The organism is Yersinia alsatica (genome assembly GCF_902170305.1).
In the GTDB taxonomy this organism is placed as follows: Bacteria; Pseudomonadota; Gammaproteobacteria; order Enterobacterales; family Enterobacteriaceae; genus Yersinia; species Yersinia alsatica.
The window spans coordinates 194,275-216,219 of record NZ_CABHWW010000028.1; the positions used below are offsets into that span (position 1 = coordinate 194,275).

A 21,945-nucleotide genomic window follows, 5' to 3' on the forward strand; every position below is an offset into this window, starting at 1 on the left:
TCATGAGTAACACAGGTTGGATAAATTTAAATAAGAAAGTGGTTATTGTTACCGGCGGCGCTTCTGGAATTGGTGCCAAGATTGCGCAGAACCTGCATGATAATAATAGCATTGTCGTCATCAGTGACTTACGAGAAAGTGAAGAGTGCAAAACTAATTCTGATCTTTTTATTCAGTGTGATATTACCAATAAAAACAGTGTTGAACTTATGGTTCAAACGGTAATAGAAAAATATGGGAGAGTTGATGCATTAGTTAATAATGCAGGCGTGAATAGACCGAGACTTTTAGTCGACCATTATAAAAAGAATAATGCTTATGAAGCCTCCGAAGAAGATTTTGATTTTATTGTTAATGTAAATCAGAAAGGGCCTTTTTTATGTGCTCAGGCTGTCGCAAGGCACATGATCGAAAGCCAACATGGTGTCATTGTTAATGTTTCCTCCGAAGCAGGTACTGAAGGCTCTGCCGGACAAAGTATTTATTCTGCGACGAAAGGAGCATTAAATAGTTTTACTCGCTCATGGGCCAAAGAGTTGGGTAAATTTGGTATCCGAGTTATTGGCATTGCTCCCGGCATAAATAAAAGAACCAATATGAATAGCGATGAGAACTATCGCGCACTGGCTTATACACGAGGGCTTGATCCGGACAATATCGATAACGATTACACCGGTTCAATTCCATTGGGGCGCGCAGGTGAACATCATGAAATAGGCGACCTGGTGACATATCTGGTATCCGATCACTCTAGTTATATCAGTGGAACGACGATAAATATTTCCGGAGGCAAGTCGCGGTAAGGAAAGTATTTATTTAGCTTTAAAGTTCCCTCGTAACCCTACTTATGGGAAATACTAAGATGCCTAATACAATAAATGACAAAGCACAGAAAGATAAAACTTTTCTCGTAAAAGTACAAAGGTTTGGTAATTTTCTAAGTGGAATGGTAATGCCTAATCTTGGCGTTTTTGTTGCCTGGGGCTTAATTACAGCATTATTTATTCCTACCGGATGGATCCCAAATGAACACCTAGGCGCACTGGTCGGCCCCATTCTGACCTATTTGCTGCCGCTATTAGTCGGCTTTACTGGCGGTTTTATTGTTCATGGACAACGAGGCGGAGCCATTGGTGCCTTGGCAACAATGGGGCTGATTATTGGCTCCTCAGTCACCATGCTGAGTGGGGCCATGATTATGGGGCCATTTGCTGCATGGATAATGAAAAAAATTGACCAGTATCTGGATGGAAAATTCAGAGCGGGTTTTGAAATGCTGATCAGTAATTTCAGCATGGGGATTGTCGGCCTGGTTATTACACTGGCTGGATATATCATTATCGGCCCGATCATTGCGGGTTTGATTCATATGTTATCCGCCGGGGTAGACTGGACAATAGCCCACGGTTTACTGCCTTTTATTTCAATTTTTGTTGCGCCAGCCCAGGTACTCTTTTTAAATAATGCCATTAACCACGGCATCATGGCCCCGCTAGGTTTAGAGCAGGTTGCCGCTACCGGTAAATCTATTCTCTTCTTGGTTGATGCCAACTGTGGGCCTTCAGTTGGTACACTGTTGGCTATTTCATTCTTTGGCAAAGGAATGGCGAAAAAGACGGCGCCAACCGCGGCATTAATTGCCGGTGTCGGTGGGATTGGTGAAGTTTATTTCCCGTTCGTCCTAATGAAACCCGTATTGGTCTTTGCCACCATGGGGGGGATCACCACTTCACTGACTTGTTTCATGTTATTAGGCGGCGGTACCGTTGCGACACCTTCACCTGGCAGTTTCTTTGCCATGCTGGTGTTAACGCCCAAAGGTGCCATGTTAGGTAACTTGGTTGGGTTTTTTGCCGGGATGGCGGTCTCCTTTATTATTGCCGCTGTTTTACTGAAATTAGATAAACGCCCTGAAACTATCGATGGAACTGAGTCTGTTGATACACACTCAGCCAACAATGCTAATAGCGAAGTTTTAAACACCCAGGGTGCGCGAAATATTGAAAAGATTATTGTTGCCTGTGATGCCGGTATGGGCTCTAGTGCCATGGGGGCTTCAGTGCTAAAAACAAAACTGAAGAAGGCGATGATAGATATTAAAGTGGCTAACGCAAAAATAGAGGAGATCCCCAGCGATACCGACTTGGTTATTACACATATTCAACTAATAGATCGCGCCAAAAAGTTACATGGAGATAAAGGGATCACTTTCATGTCGATCACTAACTTTATCGAGGGAAGCCAATATGATGAAATTGTGGAATATATAAAAAATAATAAAATAAGCCGTTAGAAGTGATTGGAGGGGATGCTGCTGATATCCCCTCTTTTTTTAGCCTGTTTTGTATTAACGCTGTGGCCTTTTAGCCAAAATAGCCTCGCCGATGACCACATTGCCCGTTTTTATCAAATTTTCGCTGACCCCCTTGGCATCGGCATCATCTTTGTTCTGACTGAGTTTCATGACTCCGCTGAGTTCTGTAATAACCACCTCGACACCGACAATGGCTTTGACCATGGCAGTGATATAGCTTTCTGGCGCATCAGTTAGTTGCCAAGGAGTAAGCTGACCAGATTCTTGCTGGTGTGTCAGGCGGGCCAACTGCTCACGAATATCGTCTTCATTATCATGAATAATGAGCTTTCCGCGCACTTGGGCTACCTGATAATTCCAGGTTGGAACCTGTTTATGATGTTGGTGTTTGCTGGGATACCAAGTGGGAGAAATATAGGCATTTTCGCCGCGAAAAATCACCAGTACCTCTTCGTTCCCCTCAATATTCTGCCAAACAGGGTTTGCTCTTGCTACATGGGCATGTAGCGAACCCGCCCCTTGGTCTGTAGCACGATATTCAAAGGGAATATGGCATGCATCAAGTATTCCCGCTTGCTGGTTGATGAGAATACCCAATGGATACTGTTTAATAAGGGCATGCAGAACTTCTGGACGATGTTCCTGAAACTGACGCGGAGAGTACATATTCCACTCCTTTAATGATTGGCTTGCTCTGTTTTCTGTGCAAATAGGTATTCGCACAGCAACTCGCGCGGCTCGCTGACTTATGGCGTCGAAATTACGGCAATGGTGGTTTACTATTAAGTACCAGATTGCAGATTAATTAATGGGCCACAATAGATGTCGAGAAAAGCCAGAGTGGTTGATATTCCGGTTATTGGTGAACTTGATCGAACCGCTGGAAATCTTAGCCTGCAACTGGCGCGATCACTGCGCAAAGCCATTCATAAAGGTGAGCTTAAAGCAGGTGACCTTCTGCCTTCGACCCGCGTTCTTTCCAGTGCACTCAATGTTGCCAGAGGCACAGTGCTTGAGGCTTTTGAACAGCTAAAAGCCGAGGGTTTTCTGGAGATGCAATATGGCTCTGGTACACGCGTAGCGCGATTACTGGAAAGTGATTGCAAAAAGCCATCACCCACAATACCTATCATTGCTGACGATATTCCTCTGTCGGCTCAGGCGCAGGCCTTCGCCCTGACTGCGGCTCAAATGAAACCATTGGCCCCGGTGCCTTTTGCTGTTTCTGTTCCCGCATTAGACACCGCACCTGACGACATCTGGCGGCGTTTAGGTAATCGAATTCGCGCCAAAGGGCCGGGTGCACCTTCTGGTTACGGTGATCCGCAGGGGGCGCTGGCACTGCGCGAAGCTATCTGTGAATATGTGCGAAAAGCGCGATCAGTTCACTGTACGCCGCAGCAGATTATTATCACCTCTGGAACACAGCAGGGGTTATATCTGGCGACCCAGATATTGCTGGACTCAGGTGATAGCGCATGGGTTGAAGAACCGGCTTATCCGGGAATTACCGCCATTTTTGCCAGTGCGTTCCGCGACAGAACTATGGTCAGAATCCCTGTTGCTGAGTCGGGGATTGATGTGGCCGTCGGGCGAGAAATCGCGGGAAATGCCAAGGCTGTGTTTGTCACTCCCTCGCATCAATACCCATTGGGGATGCCCATGAGCATGGCGCAGAGAAACGCGCTGTTGGCATGGGCAAAAGAGCATAAATCCTGGATAGTTGAGGATGACTATGACAGTGAAATGCGCTATTCCGGCCACCCATTTGCCTCTCTTCAGGGGCTGGATCCCGCCAGAGTCATCTATCTAGGGACTTTTAGTAAAGTGCTATTTCCTTCACTGAGACTGGGATATGCCATTGTTCCAGAACTGCTAGTCGATGCTTTTTGCGGCGCAAGAATATTGATGGATCGCCATCCCCCTAGTGCTGATCAGTATGTGTTGGCCAGTTTTATGGCCGAGGGGCATCTTGATCGGCATATTAGGAAGATGCGCAGCGTATATGCGGAAAAACGCAAAGTACTGATTGAGGCCATCAGAATTTATATTGATGTTGAACTTGGCGAACTACAGCCCTGTGATCAGGGGATGCATATGGTGTTGTGGCTCAAACGAGGATTGGATGACTGCGTGGTCGCACAAAAATGCGCACAGGCGGGAATCTCCTTGCGGGCTATTTCGCCCATGTATGGCACAGCACGCCGCCGATCTGGGTTACTCCTTGGGCTTGGCGGATACAGTGACCAAGAAATCACTCGAGCAATCATCAAATTAAATGGGATTATGGTTTCACTGACGCAATCGGGTCGGTAGAAAATAATGGGGCTAAACCCATCCATCGGCCCTATTGTTTCTGATTTATCTGGAAAATCTCTTCGCGCCAAATACGCATACCAACACACTCATTGCCAGTAATGCTGCGATCACCGCTCTCATTCCAGTCAAGAATAGGGGAGAGAACTCCAATACCGCGACGCGTGTTGCGGGCAAAGAGCCACTGAAAATAAGCATTCGGATGAAGCCATTGAGCCAGCCTTGCGTCAGTTTATTGTCTGTTTGCTGGTTTAAGGCAACAGCCCGGCCAGTTTTTTCTGAATAATTCGCCATTCCCGTACGACTCCAATCCCGATGAAAAAGGTGCCTAACTTGGCAATCTATCGTAATAAGTGACAGATTATTTTCCTGATTAAGTGGTCTATGCACAGGTCCACATTATGGGATTCTCATTGAGCCACTTTGTATCTGATTTAGAAATGTAGCTTAACTATTAGCTGAATTATGAGGAGCAGTGAGGAGGTAGTTTGAACAACATATTCTATTTAATCATTTTTTCTCTATTTATTTATATTTAATTTTCGATATCATTTATATTTGAATGATTTGCTATATATTTAAAATTATGTTTAATATTATTTAAGGTTAAATGAGTTTAATTTATTTTATTCTGTGTTCTGAAATGTATTTATCATTAATGTTATCAATGCCTTTCGTATTTGTCATATATATCCATATGATATTTCTAGCCCATAATTTCAATTAAATCAATTCGATAAAAACGTGACAAAATAAAAATTATTCAAACGTAAACATCTCGGGCCACATGTAAATAAAAAACCACAATTAGCATTAAATATATTTAATGCTAATGGATAGCGCATTTATGTTTTGCAACCATTATATATCCGGGCAATGTCTCTACCCTGAATTAGGTAGGGGATTAGTCTGGTTGTCTTAATTATTAATCTTGTTGAATATTATATTAGAGGCATTATAAGCATGGAAACTAATAAGACACTTACACCTGAAAGTGAAAAAGCTGCATTATTTTTAATGGATCAAGTCATGAGCTATACCTATCAAGCTGCGCTTCGGGCCGCCGCTCTTTTAGGGGTAGCCGACCATCTTTTAGATAAACCAAAAACAGTGAAAGAACTTGCGCAAGAAATGGGTGTGGAAGAGCAACCTTTGCATCGGGTAATGCGGCTACTGGCGACACGAGATGTCTTTAAAGAGATTGGCGGGCAGAAATTTGAGCTGACTCCAGCGGCGGAGCTGCTATCTAAGTCCTCACCTCACTCACTGCGAGCGGCAGTATTGATGTTGACTGATGAAACCTTCTGGCGTCCATTAGGAATCATTGCCGAAAGTGTTCACGGTCACTCGGCCTTTAAGAAAATATTCGGCACTTCTTTCTTCGAATACTGGTCAAAACCTGAAAATCACACGCCTGACAGAGATTTTCATGCTGGCATGTCTTCTATGTCCAATGTGGAAAATGCTTGTTTGGTACGCAGCTATGACTTCCCGAAAAATGCGACGGTGGTAGATGTGGCTGGGGGCATGGGGGGATTGCTGTTGAGAGTATTGCAAGCTAACCCGACCCTTCACGGTATTTTATTCGATCGCGAGCCGGTGGTGGCAAGAACCCGTCTGGGTGAACTGGGGGATGATTCGCGCTGGGAACTCCAGTCTGGTAGTTTCTTCGAGTCATGTCCGTCAGCCGATATTTATATGCTGAAATATATCGTCCACGACTGGCCGGATGAAAAATCAGTTGAAATATTGAGCAACTGCCGTAAGGCAATGCGGCCTGACGGCAAGGTGCTGATTATGGACACTATTATTCCGGAGAATAACCATCCACACTTCGGAAAAACCATGGATATTCTCATGTTAGCCAGTTTTGACGGTGGCAGAGAGCGTACCGAAACTGAGCTAAAAGGACTGCTGGCCAAGGCTGATCTGAAAATTAACCGCATCATAGATACAGGCACTTACCTCTCGATCATTGAAGCTGTTGCGCGTTAACGAGATAGTCATCTTCGTCCCTGATAGAAAAAGGAGGGACGAGGATTCAATACGGCGATATTCTTCGCTAGAGGCATAATAAAAATGGGAATATTGAGGTTGTTGCTTGTTACATATTGATATTCCTGAGATAGAGTCTCCCACTTTTCTTTTAGTCAATGTTTAAGGCCATCACTGATCTTGTCAGTGATGGCCTTAAACATTGTGTTCGATAGAAAATAAAAAGTATTTTTGAGGGTTATTTATCATTGAGTTTTTTTATAATTATCTGGATGTAAGTATTTCAGAAATAGTATAAATGGCTTAATGTGTTATCAACTCTATTATAAAGAGAGTCTCCATTATGTATCTTTCTCGCCGGTTCTACCCATTGCTTTATCTTACCGCCACTCTCTTTCCTATCAATAGCTTTGCTGGGTCTGCTCGTGATTATCTTAATGCCCCAGTTGATTCATGGCTGGGGTTTTATAATGCGGGTTATTCATCTTCGGTGACTCCAGAAGATGGTATGGATATTACGTCTGATGTGAGAGCAAATGTATTATCTCAATCTTTTATGCTGACTCGTACGATGGATTATTGGGGGAGAACCGGGGGGCTTTCATTGGTTCTCCCTTACCGTTACGTTGAAACCCATTCTGATGACTTCCGGGCTTCTACTCGTGGCGTATCTGATATCGGCATGTTGTGGCAAATTAATTTGTTTGGCGGGCCGGCATTGAGTCGCGAGCAATTCCGCGCCTTTATTCCGGAAACCTTCTCCAGTTTTCATTTTTATCTTGGCACTCCATTGGGAGAATATGATGCACACTCCGCTCTAAATCCCAGCTCAAATCGATGGGTTTTTTCGCCAACCCTGAACTATAGCTATACGCCAGATCAAGGCTGGACATGGCTTGAGACTTATATTACGACGACCGTATTTACGGACAATGATAACTACCAGGTTGCTGGAGCCTCTAAACTTGCTCAGGATCCTCTGGTGGTAATTGAGGGGCATGCCAGTCGCAATATTACACCGCAAATATGGGTATCTTTCGATAGTTATTACAATGTTGGTGGTGAGACACGTATTGATGATGTTGCTCAAGATAATGCTGCTAATACCTTGAGGTTGGGGACCGGGATCGGCATCAGAGCCTGGAGCGGCGGTGACATTATTGTGAATTATGAACGTGTTGTTGCCAAGCCATCGCAGCAGCCTGAGTCCCAAACAATCAGGATGACGTTACGTCAATTTTGGTAACGAAAGTTGGGTTGATACTGAGTAACCACATTATTTTAGTGGAATATTGCGTCATTTAATTAATGGCAATTAAAAGTATCGAGGAATTAATTAAAATTAGAATTTGAATTCAAAAGTAAAATAACTCTCATCGGGTATCTGTCTTAGGCGGAATATTTAACTCTGGATGACTTTTAATTAGTGATTTTATAGAGTTAGTGTTTTTTATTTATTTTCCATGAGATTAATCTTGCCTTTTTATAAGTGAGGCAGGATAAATAGTAAGAATGTTCCCAGTAAAATTTGTGACTCTTAAAATAATACAAGTGTGACTTTGATCGCTATATTCAGTGATGGAATAATAAGTATATTAACTTTGTTTATATATTCATTAAGAAAATCAATGGCTGGTATGTGTTATTTTCAATGTGAGGAGTGCAGATATGGAAAGACGTACATTCTTGAAAGGAGCTGCGGCGCTAGGGCTGGCAGCAGGGACATCCAGTGCGGGAGCAGTAGCTGCATCAGCTCATGCAGCAACAGGGGAGCATGCATTACCTGATAAAATTGCCGCTGCTTTAGCTCGTTTTCGTGAAACTATTCCCGCCAATTTTGACCAAACTTATGTTGAGAATGCCGTCGTTCCTTTCTTCCTCACCAGTTTCTATGAGGGCGAAAGGCCGATGTTACCCATGATCGACCTGAATTTTACGAAAGAGAATGCGCTGCCTTATGATCTTTGGGGCTTGATTTATAAAGACTGGAAGCCCACGCCCTCTGAAGGAGTCACTGTTTTTTTACAGGGCTTGGAAGAACGTGGTGAGAATAACCTCCGCAAACGTATCTATTTCTCTGCTGTCACTCCGGATCTGTATCGCCCAATGTATGGGGATAAAGTAGTCGCATTTTTCGACCAACTGATGGAACCTCAGTTTGCCAATAAACCCTTCATGCGGCACTACTTAGATTATTATTTTGATATTTATTGGGATTTGCATTTGGGTGTCAAAGGCGATGCTATCCCGAAACAGGTCAGAGAAATTGGTGAGTCTTTCAATACCGTATTAGCCTACCGTGACCCACTGCAACCGATTGTTTATGAAAACTATATGACAGTACGTAAACAACTCGATTTTCTTAAGCAATGGATTGATGAGCGTGTCGATGACATCAATAATGGGCGCACTGCCAATCCTGAAAAAACCATGGCCTGGTATTGGTTGAAAAATGCCGGTAACGGTGAACACTTTAGTAAGAAAGATATTGTGTTTGAATGCTTCCACAACTTTGTTGCCTTCAGTCAGTGGGGGAATACCTTATTCGGTATCATGTCCCGCTTGAGTGAAAATGAAGGGGACCCGGCTGTCCGTGAAGCATTTAAAAAGACCATGAGCAGTGATTTTGATAATGCTAATGGGGCACCTTATACGCCGCTGGAATTATTCGTTATGGAATTATTCCGCACTATCTCACCTAATGGCGGCAGTATTTCTGCGGTGGAGGATGCCCGTACTTCGGCCTATGGAGAGTCACCTCATAATCGTTTTGGTTTGCCTTTTGAACGTCATAGCTACATTAGCACCCCCCATACCAGTACCAGTTTCAGCCCGGTTCACTGGAAAGACCCTAAAGAATTTGATCCTAACCGTTATCGTGATGTGCCAACCAGCGCCGAAATAACCGAAGAGAAATGCAAACAAATTGGTCTGGCTCGCTGCCCATTTGATATCACTTCACTGGAGGTTAAAGATGGTCGTAATGTGGCGCTAACTAACAGTGGTTTCGGTACGGTGTTTGGCGTGGTGGATGGTAAAGCAAAACCGGTATGTGATTATGCGGGCTTTGCTCCATTCGGGTTCAGCTATCGTCGCTGCCCAGGTGAGCAACTGACGATTCAGGTGTTTGAAGATTTTCTGCGTAAAGTATGGCGCGATAAAATTGTGTTCAATAAATTGCAGTTGGCCAAGCCAGGTAGGGTGCCAATTGGCCCGAATGCCGTTATTGATGACAATATTGGTTTTAGCCGTTAAACGTCGCACTTTTTCAAGCCCGCATATGCGGGCTTTTTTATAGGGTGAGTGACCGTTGCCAGTCATACAAAAAACTTACCACAGCCGTAATGTGGCTATATTTTGCAGCACAGTTGAAACTCATCCTCTGCATTTCCTACAGCCTGTAGGAAAACTCACAATTTCTCCATATTACGGCGATAAACCCACCCATCTCGATTAAATAATATTTACTCTATAAAATACAATGAGTTGAATTTAATTAATCAATATATTAAGTCTGAATAATGTGTTTTAGCTGTTACCCATCCTACAGATTAGCCAGAAGGTCGGTGATGTAATCTGTTCATCGCATGCATAGATCGGTATTATCCATCACCAGTAATGCAAATCATTAGCGTTAGCACTCAAGGATATTTACATCCCTACTTTTCAGGAGAGAAAATGCGATTACGTTTGGCTTTATTTTCATCATTACTGGCAGCCACTGTTGCCATTACCGGATGTGATGATTCATCTAAGACCTCAGAAGAAACATCAAAAATAAGTATTGAACATGCGCAGGGGACCACTCAGGTTCCACTTAATCCGCAAAAAGTCATCATACTGAACCCATCGGTACTGGATACCGCCGACGCTCTGCATATTAAAGTTGCTGGTGTCCCACAGACCAGCACTCATCTTCCCGAATTCTTATCCAAATACAGTGGCTCAGAGTTCTTGAATGCTGGCACCTTATTTGAACCGGATTACGAGGCACTGAGTCAGGCTAAACCTGACCTGATCATTGCCGGTGGTCGTGCTCAAGATGCCTATGACAAACTTAGCGCTATCGCGCCCACTATCTCGCTTGATGTAGATACTCAGCATTTCACACAGAGTTTGACTCATCGCACTGAGCAATTGGCATCGATATTTGGCAAAGAAGAAGAGGCGAAAACTCTGCTGAGTAATTTCACCTCGCAGATTAATGCCATAAAGCAAAAATCGGCCAACGCAGGTTCAGCGATGGTATTGATGGTCAGTGGCGGGAAAATGTCGGCTTACACTCCCGGTTCTCGTTTTGGTTTTATTTTTGACGAGTTAGGATTTACGCCAGCAGCGACGTTCACCGAGACGGGTCGTCATGGGAATGTGGTCACCTCTGAATTTATCCTTAATGCTAATCCTGAGTGGCTATTTGTACTTGATCGCGATAACGCGATTGGCCGCGCAGAAGGTCAATCTGCACAGCAGGTGCTGGATAATCCACTGATTCGTAAAACCAAAGCCTGGCAAAATAATCACATTATTTATCTCGATTCTGCCTCGCTCTATATTGCCGGTGGTGTACAGAGTTATACGCAGCTGATGGATAAAATTAGCACTGTGTTGGATAAACAAGCGACAGCGCAGTAATTTTCACTAATGAAAAATCTTAGCTTTATTGCAGGCCTGGTGGTTTTACTGGGCCTGATGATATGCAGCTTATTTATCGGTGCCGGGAATGTCACTTTGGCTGATGTTTGGTCTGACCCGGATATGCGCGATATTTTTGTGATAAGCCGTGTACCGCGAACATTGGCATTAGTCTTGGCGGGCAGCGCGATGAGTGTTGCCGGCCTTATCATGCAGATGCTGACTCAAAACCGTTTTGTCGAACCTTCAATTGCTGGCACCACCCAGTCAGCCAGCCTTGGTTTATTGCTGATCATGGTGTTTTACCCGGCAGCGCCAGTTATGGTCAAAATGCTGGTGGCGACGGTATTTGCCATGGGCGGCACCGCGCTTTTCATGCTGTTATTGGCACGAATGAGAATGAAGTCGGCACTCATGGTTCCATTGACCGGCATTATGCTGGGAGCAGTATTTAGTGCCGTAACGACTTTTCTGGCTATGGAATTTGATCTTCTGCAATCACTGGGCAGTTGGGAATCGGGCGATTTCTCGGGTGTATTACAGGGGCGTTATGAGCTGCTGTGGATAGTTGGAGCACTGACGCTGATTGCCTGCCTGATTGCAGACCGCTTTACCGTCGCTGGAATGGGGCGAGATTTCTCGGTCAATGTCGGGCTTAATTATCAACGCGTTATGCTGATGGGAATGTCCATTATTGCCATCATTAGCGGCGTGGTGGTGGTAGTGATTGGTGTGCTGCCTTTCTTGGGGTTGATTGTGCCTAATATTGTCAGCATGGCGATGGGCGACAATTTGCGCCGCACCATTCCTTGGGTCGCGCTATGTGGCGGAGCACTGGTCGTGTTATGCGACATTATTGGTCGGTTAATCAGCTATCCGTTTGAAATACCGGCCAGCGTTATTCTGGGCGCAATTGGTGCATTCGTTTTCCTATTATTAATTGTTAGGACAAAACGCCATGCAGGCTAATGAATATTCTCCAACAGGCTCTCTCCGGCACGAGAAAAGCAAAACGCTAAGTCTACCGGCAAAGCGGTTATTGTTATTAAGCTTCATTGCCCTTAGTGCGATTGTTCTCTTCATGACCATTAATCTCAGGGGCAATATCCACTATGTGCTGGTGCATCGTGGCCTTATTTTAGCCACGATGTTATTGGTTGCATTTGCTGCTGGCATTGCCACCGTCTTATTCCAAACCGTCACCAATAACCGTATTTTGACCCCCTCGGTCATGGGGCTTGAAGCACTATTTATTCTGATACAAACCCTACTGATATTTTTTGTTGATGCCGATGGGTTCAGAGTATTAGGTATTACCGGTAAGTTTCTCTGTGAGTCAGCATTGTTATTGCTGTTCTCGGCATTTCTCTACCGCTGGTTACTGATGGGCGTGGGCATCAATCTGCACAAGGTGCTATTGGTTTGGTTGGTGTGCGGCACCTTATTCCGTAGTTTATCTAGCCTGATGCAGCGCCTACTCTCTCCGGGGGAGTTTGCCATATTACAGGGGAGGGTATTTGCTACCTTTACGCGAGCCGCGCCTGAAATTATTGCTCTCTCCACTGGGATAATCGTTATTGTGGGTATTGCTGTTTGGCGTATGCGCCATTGCCTCGATATTATCGCGCTGGGTAGAAATACCGCGGTTAATCTGGGTGTTGCCTATCAGAAAAAGATAACCATTATTTTGCTGCTTGTTTCATTGCTGGTGGCTATCTCTACTGCACTTGTCGGGCCGTTAACATTTTTAGGTCTGCTTATCGCTAATCTGGCTTATCCCATTGTGGGCTCATTCCGACATCAATATTTGTTGCCCGGCGTTTTTCTGCTGGGAGCTATTACGTTGGTTGGTGGGCAATTAATTCTCGAACGTTTACTGAACATGTCGGGAACGCTGTCAGTGGTTATTGAGTTTGTTGGCGGCGCGCTGTTTATTTATCTTTTAATAAAAAAGGCTCCGGTGTGATTGAAATAACTGATATTAATAAAAAATACCAGGATACTTTGGTACTCGATAATATAAATGAGCATATTCCTTCAGGTGGAATTACCTCAATTATTGGGCCGAATGGTGCCGGAAAGTCTACGTTATTGTCGATTATGAGCCGTTTACTCACTCCCGACCTCGGGAGTGTGAGGTTTAATGGGCTGGATGTGGCGAAAACTTCCGGGGATAAATTGGCCACTATCCTGTCGGTTTTACGCCAGGAAAATCATTTCACCAGCCGGCTGACTGTCGCGGATTTGGTAGGTTTTGGGCGCTATCCTTATTCAAAAGGCAGGCTCAATGCCAATGATCGCCAACATATTGATGCGGCCATGGAATTCCTTAATTTGATGCCGCTGAAAGATAGGTATCTTGATGAACTCTCTGGCGGGCAGCGGCAACGTGCTTATGTTGCCATGGTGCTGTGTCAGGATACGAAATATATCCTGCTGGATGAGCCATTAAATAATCTGGATATGAAGCACTGTGTCGCGATGATGAAACAATTGCGGCGCGCAGCAGATGAACTGAACAAAACCATCATATTGGTTATTCACGATATCAACTTCGCTTCTGCGTATTCCGACCATATTATTGCGATGAAAGACGGTGCGGTTATTTATCGCGGGGCACCAGAAAAAATAATGCAGCCGGATATTCTGGAAGAGATTTTTGATCTAAAAATAAGAATAGAAAAAGTGCAAGATCAGCATATTGCGATTTACTACCGCTGAGATATTAAACGGTAATTTTCTGGTATTCGTGGCAGATTAATGGGCCACGAATACCGGGAAATATTAGATTGGCGCGTATTCGCCGGTGCCTTCTGGCCAAGGTGTCAGCAGGTCGTAACCTGACTCCGTCACTGCAATAGTATGTTCCCACTGCGCCGAAAGTGAGCGGTCTTTGGTGACAACTGTCCAGCCATCAGAAAGAACGCTGGTTGCTGCTTTACCGGCATTAATCATTGGCTCAATGGTAAAAATCATCCCCGCTTTGAGGCTCATACCCAATCCCGGCGTGCCATAGTGCAATATCTGTGGGTCGGTATGATATTCCTGCCCAACCCCATGACCACAATATTCCCGCACCACAGAAAACCCAGCGCTCTCCGCTACGTGTTGAATAGCAGCACCTATGTCCCCAAGTGTTGCTCCTGGACGCACCACTTTAATACCGGCAACCATGGATAAATAAGTGATATCCACCAAGCGCTTAGCCCTGACTGATGGCTCTCCAACATAGTACATTCTGCTGGTATCGCCATACCAACCATCTTTAATAATGGCCACATCGATATTAACAATGTCACCCTTTTTGAGTTTTTTGTCGGATGGGATCCCGTGACAAACCACATGATTTACAGAGGTACAAACGGTACGGGTATAGCCGTGATAACCAATGTTTGCAGGAATAACCTTGAGTACGTTCACAATGTAATCGTGGCATAGCCGGTCAATTTCATCGGTTGTGATACCCGCTTGCACATACGGCGTGATCATTTCCAGTACTTTCGCGGCAGCCTGACCTGCGGCGCGGGCCATTTCAATCTCAGCTGGCGAGTGGATCTTTACTGATGTCATTGCGCGTTCTCTTCTTTATTAAGCGTATTGGTTTCACTTTGGATGATTCTGGCAATATCAGCTCCGCCCTGTAATTCTGCATGTACCAATGCGCGGGCAAGCTCATGATGGCTCAATTGAGGATACAGCTCAGCAAGCATGCCCATTTTGAGCCAATGCTCAGCCTGCGCATTAATTGACCGGCTCATAGCATTACTGGCGATGCGAAGGTTCTCATGCATCAGGTCGGAGATTTTAACAATGCCCATAAAACACCTATACGAAACATATATGTTATGTATATTGCCATAGGCAAAGATAAAATACACCTGTCAAAAGCGATAATGTCGGCGACCCGCTAGTTCTCGTCAGGATAAGAGGCCAATCACTATTTTTGGTCAACTTTTGGCATAAAAATAAGCTGTTACGTGAGAATTTGATCTATGATCGAGAGCGCGGCCCTCTAATTATTGATTGGGGGGACAGTTCATATAGGAGAACTCTATGTCTCATATGCCATTAATCAAGCCCCCCTCCAGCCATTCTGACGGTTGTCTCTGCCATAGCCCGGCGTTCGTGCGCATTAATACCGTATTTTCCCAGAAAGCGGCCCAATCAGCCCCTATCACTGCGGCAACTGTTGCAGCGGCAGTACCGGGCACCAAACCGCAAAAAAGAGATGTCGCTGCCAATGCTGTGCAGGTAATGGCATTTATTAATGTGCGCATTTTTGATGGTGTTTCAGACCATCTGCGCGATGGATTGCGAGTCTTAGTTGAAGGCAACAAGATCAAGTCGGTAGAGCCGGTTGATACCGAGTTGCCACCGGATGTGGAGTTGATTGATGGCGGCGGTGGGGTATTGATGCCGGGGCTGATTGATGCACATTGGCACGCCATTATGGCTCGTCCCTCAATGATGACCGCGATGACGGCAGATTTTAACTATATTCAGGCGCTGGCCATTGCCGAAGCAGATGCCACCTTAATGCGTGGCTTCACCACGGTACGTGATATGGGGGGACCAGTATTTGGCTTGAAACGCGCCATTGACGAGCAAATTGCCAAAGGGCCGCGCATCTTCCCATCTGGGGCATTTATTACCCAAACTGGTGGGCATGGCGATTTTCGTCTGATTGGCGAGCTGCCTCATACCCCATCAGATCCTCTGAGCTACGCCGAGCGTGTGGGTATGACCGCCATAGCCGATGGTGCCGATCAGGTGCTATTACGCGCCAGAGAGCAACTGATGCGCGGGGCATCACAACTCAAATATATGGCGGGCGGTGGTGTGGCCTCCATGTATGACTCCATCAGTGTGACTGAAGGGTCAGTGCCGGAGATTCAGGCGGCAGTCACCGCCGCCGAAAACTGGGGCACCTATGTCACGGTTCACGCCTATACCGCTCGGGCCGTCACCATGGCCATTAAAGGCGGCGTTAAATGTATTGAACATGGTCAATTAGTGGATGAAGAAACTGTCCAATTGATGGCCGAAAAAGGTATCTGGTGGAGCTTGCAACCCTTCCTGGATGACGAGGATGCGGTGCCGATGGCAAGCCCCGCCTCACGCGCCAAGCAGCTTGAAATGGTCTCGGGTACCGATAATGCTTACATGTTGGCAAAAAAATACAATATCAAGACCGCCTGGGGCACTGATACGCTGTTTGATGCGCGATTAGCCACCCGGCAGGGGGCGCAATTAGCCAAGCTGACCCGCTGGTATTCACCCATTGAGGTTCTCAAGATGGCGACCAGTGTTAACGCCGAACTTTGTGCCTTTTCTGGCCCAAGAAATCCTTATCCCGGTAAGCTGGGAGTAGTGGAAAATGGGGCATTAGCGGATTTGATTCTGGTTGACGGTGATCCTCTGAGTGATATCCAACTTATCGCTCATCCAGAGACTGCATTCCGGGTAATTATGAAAGATGGCCAAATATTCAAAAACATGTTGGGAAGCCACAGTTGATTCTTTTCAATAGGTTAAATTGCACCAGTCTAAGCTTATGGCGTGGGTCATGGGTTCTGTTATCGGCGATTGCTCTGAGCGGCTGTACGCGCTCAGAGGCGCCCTCTTTTGCATTATTTGGCTCTTATTTCCCTGCTTGGCTGGCTTGCGCATTTATCGGGGTTATTGCGGCGATGGCCGCTCGCGTCCTATTTATTCGTGTTGGTATTGATGAGGTGCTGCCATGGCGGCTGTTGGTCTATGTCTGCCTGGCGCTGGCTGTGGCATTTATCTGTTCCCTACTACTGTTTGCGCGATAAATTATGAAGATGAATAAGCGACAGGGGAGTAAGCGGCAATTGGCGCTGATTGTCGCCGGGCTGATTGTGGTCGCGGCACTGATATCGGGCTGGCTTTCAGTGCGGCAAACCACACTGAATCCATTGGCGGAAGATGCGGAACTGGGCGCTAGCGTGGTGCATGTCTCCAGCTCGGTTCCTGGTCGCATTATTGCGCTGAATGTGGAGGAAAACAGCAAAGTTCAGCGTGGCGATCTGCTGTTTTCTATCGAGCCGGATCTCTATCGTTTGCGGGTTGAACAGGCGCAGGCGGAGCTGAAAATGGCAGAAGCTGCTCGGGATACCCAGCAAAGAACAGTGGTAGCCGAACAGTCGAATGCCGCCATCACTGACCAACAAATTGTACGGGCGCGGGCCAATCTTAAGCTGGCGACTCAAACACTGGCACGGCTACAACCTTTGTTGCCTAAAGGTTATGTGACGGCGCAACAGGTAGACGATGCCGCGACGGCGAAACATGATGCCGAGGTCAGTTTAAACCAGGCACTGAAACAGTCCTTTGCGGCTGAGGCTTTGGTGAGCACAACGGCAGCTTCCGAAGCGCTGGTGGTTGCTCGTCGCGCGGCATTGGCCATTGCCGAGCGGGAACTGGCGAACACGCAAATACGCGCTCCGCATGATGGCCGGGTGGTGGGGCTCACTGTCTCGGCTGGGGAGTTTGTCGCCCCGGATCAGGCTATTTTTACCCTCATCAATACCGAGCATTGGCACGCGTCGGCATTTTTCCGTGAAACAGAATTGAAGAACATTAAAGTGGGTGACTGTGCCACTGTGTATGTTATGGCGGACCGCCAGCACGCGATTCAGGGACGGGTCGAGGGGATTGGCTGGGGAGTGAGTTCGGAGGATTTGCTCAATATTCCACGTGGGCTGCCTTATGTGCCGAAGTCACTGAATTGGGTCCGCGTTGTACAGCGTTTCCCGGTACGTATTAGTCTGGATAACCCACCGGAAGAACTAATGCGCATTGGAGCGACGGCTGTGGTTGTCGTGCGAAATGACGATGGTTGCTGACGGTACGCTTGGCGGCATGCTCCGCCAGGCAAAAGCCGATCTGGCCTTCTTCCCAGGGCGATTTGCCATGGCATGGCGGGTTGCGGTGCTGTGCGCCTTGATGGCAATGGTTGCCATGGTTTATGGCATCCCGGAATCCGCGATTAGCTGCTATCTCATTATCTTCGTCATGAAACCGGATGGCGTAGAGAGTATGGTGATGGCGATTGCTATCACGGTATTGGTCTCGCTGGTTGTCGGGCTGGTATTTCTACTTATCCACTTCACTTTGGAAGCCGCGCCACTGCGCATGGCGGCGCTGATCGTCAGTTCGTTTCTGTTTCTCTATTTGGGGTCGGCGAGCAAATTGGGCCCGGCAGGCAGTATTATTGCGCTGGTCATCGCTTTTGTGATGACCTTGCTCAGTGATATTCCCCTCGGTGAAGTCGCGACGCGGGGGCTACTCTATGCCTGGCTAATGGCTGTCGCTCCTATGTTGTTGATTATTGGCTTTAACCTCTTTCTTGGCCGCGCCCCGCAGCGGTTATTACGAGCCAGTTTGTCAGAGCGTTTATTGGCGGTGGGCGAGGCACTACGGCAGCCCGATGCCGCTAATATGGCTAAAGTGACCGACTTGCTAGAGGAAGGGCAAAATGAGCATCAGCAGCGGGCGCTGTTCGTGCGTATTTTTCATCTGCGCCCCTCGGTTGAAGCGCACTGGCTCGAAAGTGCGGTAAAAAGCAGTTATCGGCTGTTGCTGGCAACCTCGGTTTTACCGGCCACCGCCCCTGAAAATGTGCGCCTTGAGCTGGCGGCATATTGCACCCGTGCTGGCGAGGCAATTGCTGCGGGTCATCTTACCGTCGCCCCACCGTTTGCTATTGAGTCGGCGGGGGATGAAATTGCTGAAATCAGCAATGCGCTGCTAGCACTGGCTAATGCAGATAATGGGCCAGATCCTGATGCGCCCAAAGACTCATTTTTTGCCGCTGATGCGCTCACTAATCCAGTTCATCAACGTTTTGCTCTGAAGACCACCGCCGCAGCCCTGATTTGCTACCTGATTTACACCGCGTTGGATTGGCAGGACATTCATACCGCCATGATCACCTGCTATGTTGCGGCTCTGGGTACCACGGGTGAGACGGTACACAAATTGGTGTTGCGCATCATTGGTTGCCTGATTGGAGCCTTAATGGGGGTGCTCGCGATCATTTTCATCATTCCTTACATGAATGAGATTGGGCAACTGATGGCGCTGGTGTTTGGTGGTGTGATATTGGCCGCTTGGGTGTCGTGTGGCAACGAACGTATTGCTTATGCCGGTGTGCAAATAGGGCTGGCTTTCCTCCTGACAGTATTGCAAGGCTTTGGGCCGAGCACCGATATGGGCGTGGCACTCGATAGGGTGCTCGGCATATTGCTGGGTAATGTGGTGGTGTATTTAATTTTCACCCGCTGGTGGCCAGTAGCGATTGCCGATGCTGTGCAGATACGAATTAGCAAAGCATTGACCGGGTTGACAAACTTGGCCGCGTTGCCATCTCATGCCCGCCCTGCGGCATTGAGAGAAGCAACCCTTGTTGAAGCTGAAGTTACTGGAGCACGAGAAGAACTGGCGCTGGTTCCCTTTGAGCCAAAACAATTGCGCCCCTCACGCGAAGAGTGCGCACGACTACAGGCAATATTGGCGGAAATCGGCAGATTAGGCCCGGCCCTGTATTTATCCAGCCAAAAATCGCCGTCAGATGCTGAGCAACTGCGCCGCCTCTCGGCAGGTGACGATATTAGCGTATTTTCTGATGAGCAAGAGCAGCATAGTGACTCTTTACGGCACCCATTATCGCCGATTGAGATGACGATTCAACAGCGCATAAAGCGGCTTGAGGAACTTCTGGGAACTTGATGACATGATGACGCACGCGGTACTAACGGCCCGGATCGCCAAAATAAGTCTGACTTGCGCAGTAATGAGTCTGAGCATGCTAATTGCCGGTTGTGCTACCGACCGCTTAGACCTCGCCCCCAGCTCCTATTCCACCCCTTGGACACCTGATGGGAATGCCGGAGCCTCGGTTGGTGCCGGTAACTTTTCAGTGCCAGCGAACCCACTAGTGGCAGAGTTGCCCCAATCTCCGGCAATAAAAAGTGAGCATCTTTACTCATTGCCAGAGCTCATCGATATTGCCCAGAATCAGAATCCTGATACTCGTATTGCCTGGCAGCAGGCGCGACAGGCCGCACTCGCCGTGGGCATGGGCGAGGCGGTATTCCTACCGATCATTTCAGCCAGTGTTATTGGCGGCTACCAGAGCACCAGCACCCCTTTGCCTTATGCTATCGGTGGTGAGAAGGATCTTAAAACTTCTGGAAGTGCTGTTGTTCCTGCATTGGCATTACAGTGGCTTATCTTTGATTTCGGGCAGCGCAGCGCATTACTTGAAGCGGCCAAACAGACTTCCTATGCGGCTAATGTGAGCTTTAATGGTATGCACCAGAAGCTTATTTACGATGTTACCCGCACCTATTTCCAATATGGTGCCGCGCAAACCCAGACTCAAATCGCTGAGCAAACACTGAAAAATAGTCTGAAAATTCAGGATGCTGCGCAGGAGCGTAGGAAAAATGGTATCGCCACGTCAGTAGAAGTGGCTTTGGCCCAACAGCAAGTTGCGCAATCTGAATTACGCCGAGTGGTGGCCAAGGGGACTGAACGTGATGCCTATCAGGCATTGCTTGGTGCCATGGGGGTTTCGCCTTCATTGGCGATTAAAGTCGGTTATGCGGAGGATCGCGCTTTACCGGATGTTGCTAGCCCACCAACAGAAAGGATGATTCGTCTGGCCCTTTCCCAGCGACCAGATGTGTTAGCTAGCTACGCGGCAGTTGAAGCGGCGACCGCAGGCGTCAAAGCGGTGGAGGCGGACTTCTTGCCGAAGGTTTATCTTGCTGGCGCGGTGGCTGGGGGAGATGGGCGCTTTGATATTCAGGGTTTACCGGGAATCAGCCAGCAAACTTCATCGTCCAGCATTTTAGTCGGTGTCAGTGTGCCTATTTACGATGGTGGGATACGCGCCGCAAGGGTCAAAGAAGCCGAGTCGCGTGCTGCGGTGGCGGCTGAAGGATTTAAGAAAACGCAAGAATTGGCCGTACGTGAAATTGTGGTCGCAGCGGATACTTTGCGGTCTGCACTTGAATCCAATCAGGCCGCGCTAAATCTGGTGAAAACCTCATTTATCGCCTATGACGCCGCACTGGAGTCTTACCGCAATGGTGTCGGTACTATCACGGTCGCAAACGAAGCTGCAAATGGCCTATTAAATGCTCAGCAAATGAGTACCGATGCCCACGCCGCTTCATTAGTTGCTGCCGCCAATTTGGCTTTCGTGATGGGTAGAATGACCAATGCCGCAGTAAACTGAAAGAATATATTCACATGCTAAATATTCGTCGTTTCAATTTAATTGGAATTGAAACGATGAATTGAAGTTTTACGGCAGGATTATCTGGCTGGTAAGATCTAATTATTGGTTTTTTAAACTGGCAATCATGATTAATTCGTCCGAAACAAAGTGTCACCAATGGATTTAAACGTTATTTATTCTGAAGTTTATATTGAGAAATATACTGTCTGGTAATGTTTTATAACTTGCGATCATCAATGGTCAGACCTATTCGTAAGCTACATTCATATTATTATAAATTAACTTATTCATTATGATAATGGGTATGGCATTTCCCTCGTTTTCTCATCGATAAAAATTCCCGTCTTAAATCACATTTTTTGAAAAAATATTGTAGGAGTAGTCCTACAATTAATTACATGTAATCTTACTTTAG

Annotated in this window: 18 protein-coding genes and 1 pseudogene; 15 read left to right on the forward strand and 4 right to left on the reverse strand. The window is 46.8% G+C overall.

The window, feature by feature from the left end:
• Nucleotides 1-2: 2 nt before the first annotated feature.
• Complete coding sequence (locus tag FTA96_RS18030) at nucleotides 3-803, forward strand: sorbitol-6-phosphate dehydrogenase subunit (RefSeq protein WP_050108445.1); 801 nt, start codon at nucleotides 3-5, stop codon at nucleotides 801-803.
• A gap of 149 nt (nucleotides 804-952) precedes the next feature.
• Nucleotides 953-2,293, forward strand: a complete 1,341-nt coding sequence (locus tag FTA96_RS18035; RefSeq protein WP_235897520.1) for a PTS mannitol transporter subunit IICB — start codon at nucleotides 953-955, stop codon at nucleotides 2,291-2,293.
• Nucleotides 2,294-2,347: 54 nt separating this feature from the next.
• Here FTA96_RS18035 and FTA96_RS18040 read toward each other — a convergent pair whose 3' ends face one another.
• Nucleotides 2,348-2,980 carry an FMN-binding negative transcriptional regulator gene (locus tag FTA96_RS18040; protein ID WP_050123571.1) on the reverse strand — a complete coding sequence of 211 codons (633 nt, stop codon included), beginning with the start codon at nucleotides 2,978-2,980 and terminating at the stop codon, nucleotides 2,348-2,350.
• A gap of 156 nt (nucleotides 2,981-3,136) precedes the next feature.
• Here FTA96_RS18040 and pdxR point away from each other — a divergent pair, with 156 nt between their 5' ends.
• Nucleotides 3,137-4,630 carry a MocR-like pyridoxine biosynthesis transcription factor PdxR gene (pdxR, locus tag FTA96_RS18045; protein WP_145574480.1) on the forward strand — a complete coding sequence of 498 codons (1,494 nt, stop codon included), beginning with the start codon at nucleotides 3,137-3,139 and terminating at the stop codon, nucleotides 4,628-4,630.
• Between the two features lie 78 nt (nucleotides 4,631-4,708).
• Here pdxR and FTA96_RS18050 read toward each other — a convergent pair.
• Nucleotides 4,709-4,924: pseudogene (locus FTA96_RS18050) on the reverse strand (EamA/RhaT family transporter); the annotation flags it as partial.
• 669 nt (nucleotides 4,925-5,593) lie between these two features.
• Between FTA96_RS18050 and FTA96_RS18055 the strand changes: the two are divergent.
• The 7 genes from FTA96_RS18055 (at nucleotide 5,594) to FTA96_RS18085 (ending at nucleotide 13,978) form a co-directional block, all read left to right on the forward strand.
• Nucleotides 5,594-6,625 carry a methyltransferase gene (locus FTA96_RS18055; protein WP_050150875.1) on the forward strand — a complete coding sequence of 344 codons (1,032 nt, stop codon included), beginning with the start codon at nucleotides 5,594-5,596 and terminating at the stop codon, nucleotides 6,623-6,625.
• Between the two features lie 343 nt (nucleotides 6,626-6,968).
• A complete protein-coding gene (locus FTA96_RS18060) occupies nucleotides 6,969-7,871 on the forward strand; it encodes a transporter (protein WP_050134337.1) in 903 nt (300 codons plus the stop codon).
• Between the two features lie 422 nt (nucleotides 7,872-8,293).
• Nucleotides 8,294-9,880, forward strand: coding sequence for a twin-arginine translocation signal domain-containing protein (locus tag FTA96_RS18065; RefSeq protein WP_145532860.1), 1,587 nt, complete (start codon nucleotides 8,294-8,296; stop codon nucleotides 9,878-9,880).
• A 423-nt stretch (nucleotides 9,881-10,303) separates the two neighbouring features.
• Entirely contained in the window at nucleotides 10,304-11,257 is a 954-nt protein-coding gene (locus FTA96_RS18070) for a siderophore ABC transporter substrate-binding protein (RefSeq protein ID WP_050123579.1), read from the forward strand.
• Nucleotides 11,258-11,266: 9 nt separating this feature from the next.
• Nucleotides 11,267-12,226, forward strand: coding sequence for an ABC transporter permease (locus tag FTA96_RS18075; RefSeq protein ID WP_050318101.1), 960 nt, complete (start codon nucleotides 11,267-11,269; stop codon nucleotides 12,224-12,226).
• Nucleotides 12,216-13,223 carry an iron chelate uptake ABC transporter family permease subunit gene (locus FTA96_RS18080; RefSeq protein ID WP_145574483.1) on the forward strand — a complete coding sequence of 336 codons (1,008 nt, stop codon included), beginning with the start codon at nucleotides 12,216-12,218 and terminating at the stop codon, nucleotides 13,221-13,223. Before FTA96_RS18075 ends, FTA96_RS18080 begins: the two co-directional genes overlap by 11 nt.
• Entirely contained in the window at nucleotides 13,220-13,978 is a 759-nt protein-coding gene (locus FTA96_RS18085) for an iron ABC transporter ATP-binding protein (protein ID WP_050108431.1), read from the forward strand. Before FTA96_RS18080 ends, FTA96_RS18085 begins: the two co-directional genes overlap by 4 nt.
• 63 nt (nucleotides 13,979-14,041) lie before the next feature.
• Here FTA96_RS18085 and map read toward each other — a convergent pair whose 3' ends face one another.
• Both map and FTA96_RS18095 read right to left on the reverse strand, forming a co-directional pair.
• Nucleotides 14,042-14,827, reverse strand: coding sequence for a type I methionyl aminopeptidase (gene map / locus FTA96_RS18090; RefSeq protein WP_050108428.1), 786 nt, complete (start codon nucleotides 14,825-14,827; stop codon nucleotides 14,042-14,044).
• Nucleotides 14,824-15,075, reverse strand: coding sequence for a ParD-like family protein (locus tag FTA96_RS18095; protein ID WP_050108426.1), 252 nt, complete (start codon nucleotides 15,073-15,075; stop codon nucleotides 14,824-14,826). Before FTA96_RS18095 ends, map begins: the two co-directional genes overlap by 4 nt.
• 235 nt (nucleotides 15,076-15,310) lie before the next feature.
• Between FTA96_RS18095 and FTA96_RS18100 the strand changes: the two genes are divergently transcribed.
• The 5 genes from FTA96_RS18100 to FTA96_RS18120 are packed head-to-tail and all read left to right on the forward strand — an operon-like array spanning nucleotide 15,311 to nucleotide 21,527.
• Complete coding sequence (locus tag FTA96_RS18100; RefSeq protein ID WP_145574485.1) at nucleotides 15,311-16,774, forward strand: metal-dependent hydrolase family protein; 1,464 nt, start codon at nucleotides 15,311-15,313, stop codon at nucleotides 16,772-16,774.
• A complete protein-coding gene (locus FTA96_RS18105) occupies nucleotides 16,771-17,073 on the forward strand; it encodes a YtcA family lipoprotein (RefSeq protein ID WP_235897522.1) in 303 nt (100 codons plus the stop codon). The genes FTA96_RS18100 and FTA96_RS18105 overlap by 4 nt, the downstream gene beginning before the upstream one ends.
• A 9-nt stretch (nucleotides 17,074-17,082) precedes the next feature.
• Complete coding sequence (gene mdtN, locus FTA96_RS18110; protein ID WP_050108710.1) at nucleotides 17,083-18,126, forward strand: multidrug transporter subunit MdtN; 1,044 nt, start codon at nucleotides 17,083-17,085, stop codon at nucleotides 18,124-18,126.
• Nucleotides 18,110-20,011 (forward strand): FUSC family protein, encoded by a 1,902-nt coding sequence (locus FTA96_RS18115; RefSeq protein ID WP_186372894.1) that lies wholly within the window; start codon nucleotides 18,110-18,112, stop codon nucleotides 20,009-20,011. The genes mdtN and FTA96_RS18115 overlap by 17 nt, the downstream gene beginning before the upstream one ends.
• 4 nt (nucleotides 20,012-20,015) lie before the next feature.
• On the forward strand, nucleotides 20,016-21,527 hold the full coding sequence (locus FTA96_RS18120; protein ID WP_050134348.1) for a TolC family protein: 1,512 nt from the start codon (nucleotides 20,016-20,018) through the stop codon (nucleotides 21,525-21,527).
• The last annotated feature ends 418 nt before the right edge of the window (nucleotides 21,528-21,945 follow it).

Bases quoted from the DNA above. Each gene is read 5' to 3' on its own strand.
- FTA96_RS18030 (WP_050108445.1), top strand. From the start codon at position 3: ATGAGTAACACAGGTTGGATAAATTTAAATAAGAAAGTGGTTATTGTT.
- FTA96_RS18035 (WP_235897520.1), top strand. From the start codon at position 953: ATGCCTAATCTTGGCGTTTTTGTTGCCTGGGGCTTAATTACAGCATTA.
- FTA96_RS18040 (WP_050123571.1), bottom strand. From the start codon at position 2,980: ATGTACTCTCCGCGTCAGTTTCAGGAACATCGTCCAGAAGTTCTGCAT.
- pdxR (WP_145574480.1), top strand. From the start codon at position 3,137: ATGTCGAGAAAAGCCAGAGTGGTTGATATTCCGGTTATTGGTGAACTT.
- FTA96_RS18055 (WP_050150875.1), top strand. From the start codon at position 5,594: ATGGAAACTAATAAGACACTTACACCTGAAAGTGAAAAAGCTGCATTA.
- FTA96_RS18060 (WP_050134337.1), top strand. From the start codon at position 6,969: ATGTATCTTTCTCGCCGGTTCTACCCATTGCTTTATCTTACCGCCACT.
- FTA96_RS18065 (WP_145532860.1), top strand. From the start codon at position 8,294: ATGGAAAGACGTACATTCTTGAAAGGAGCTGCGGCGCTAGGGCTGGCA.
- FTA96_RS18070 (WP_050123579.1), top strand. From the start codon at position 10,304: ATGCGATTACGTTTGGCTTTATTTTCATCATTACTGGCAGCCACTGTT.
- FTA96_RS18075 (WP_050318101.1), top strand. From the start codon at position 11,267: ATGAAAAATCTTAGCTTTATTGCAGGCCTGGTGGTTTTACTGGGCCTG.
- FTA96_RS18080 (WP_145574483.1), top strand. From the start codon at position 12,216: ATGCAGGCTAATGAATATTCTCCAACAGGCTCTCTCCGGCACGAGAAA.
- map (WP_050108428.1), bottom strand. From the start codon at position 14,827: ATGACATCAGTAAAGATCCACTCGCCAGCTGAGATTGAAATGGCCCGC.
- FTA96_RS18095 (WP_050108426.1), bottom strand. From the start codon at position 15,075: ATGGGCATTGTTAAAATCTCCGACCTGATGCATGAGAACCTTCGCATC.
- FTA96_RS18100 (WP_145574485.1), top strand. From the start codon at position 15,311: ATGTCTCATATGCCATTAATCAAGCCCCCCTCCAGCCATTCTGACGGT.
- mdtN (WP_050108710.1), top strand. From the start codon at position 17,083: ATGAATAAGCGACAGGGGAGTAAGCGGCAATTGGCGCTGATTGTCGCC.
- FTA96_RS18115 (WP_186372894.1), top strand. From the start codon at position 18,110: ATGACGATGGTTGCTGACGGTACGCTTGGCGGCATGCTCCGCCAGGCA.
- FTA96_RS18120 (WP_050134348.1), top strand. From the start codon at position 20,016: ATGATGACGCACGCGGTACTAACGGCCCGGATCGCCAAAATAAGTCTG.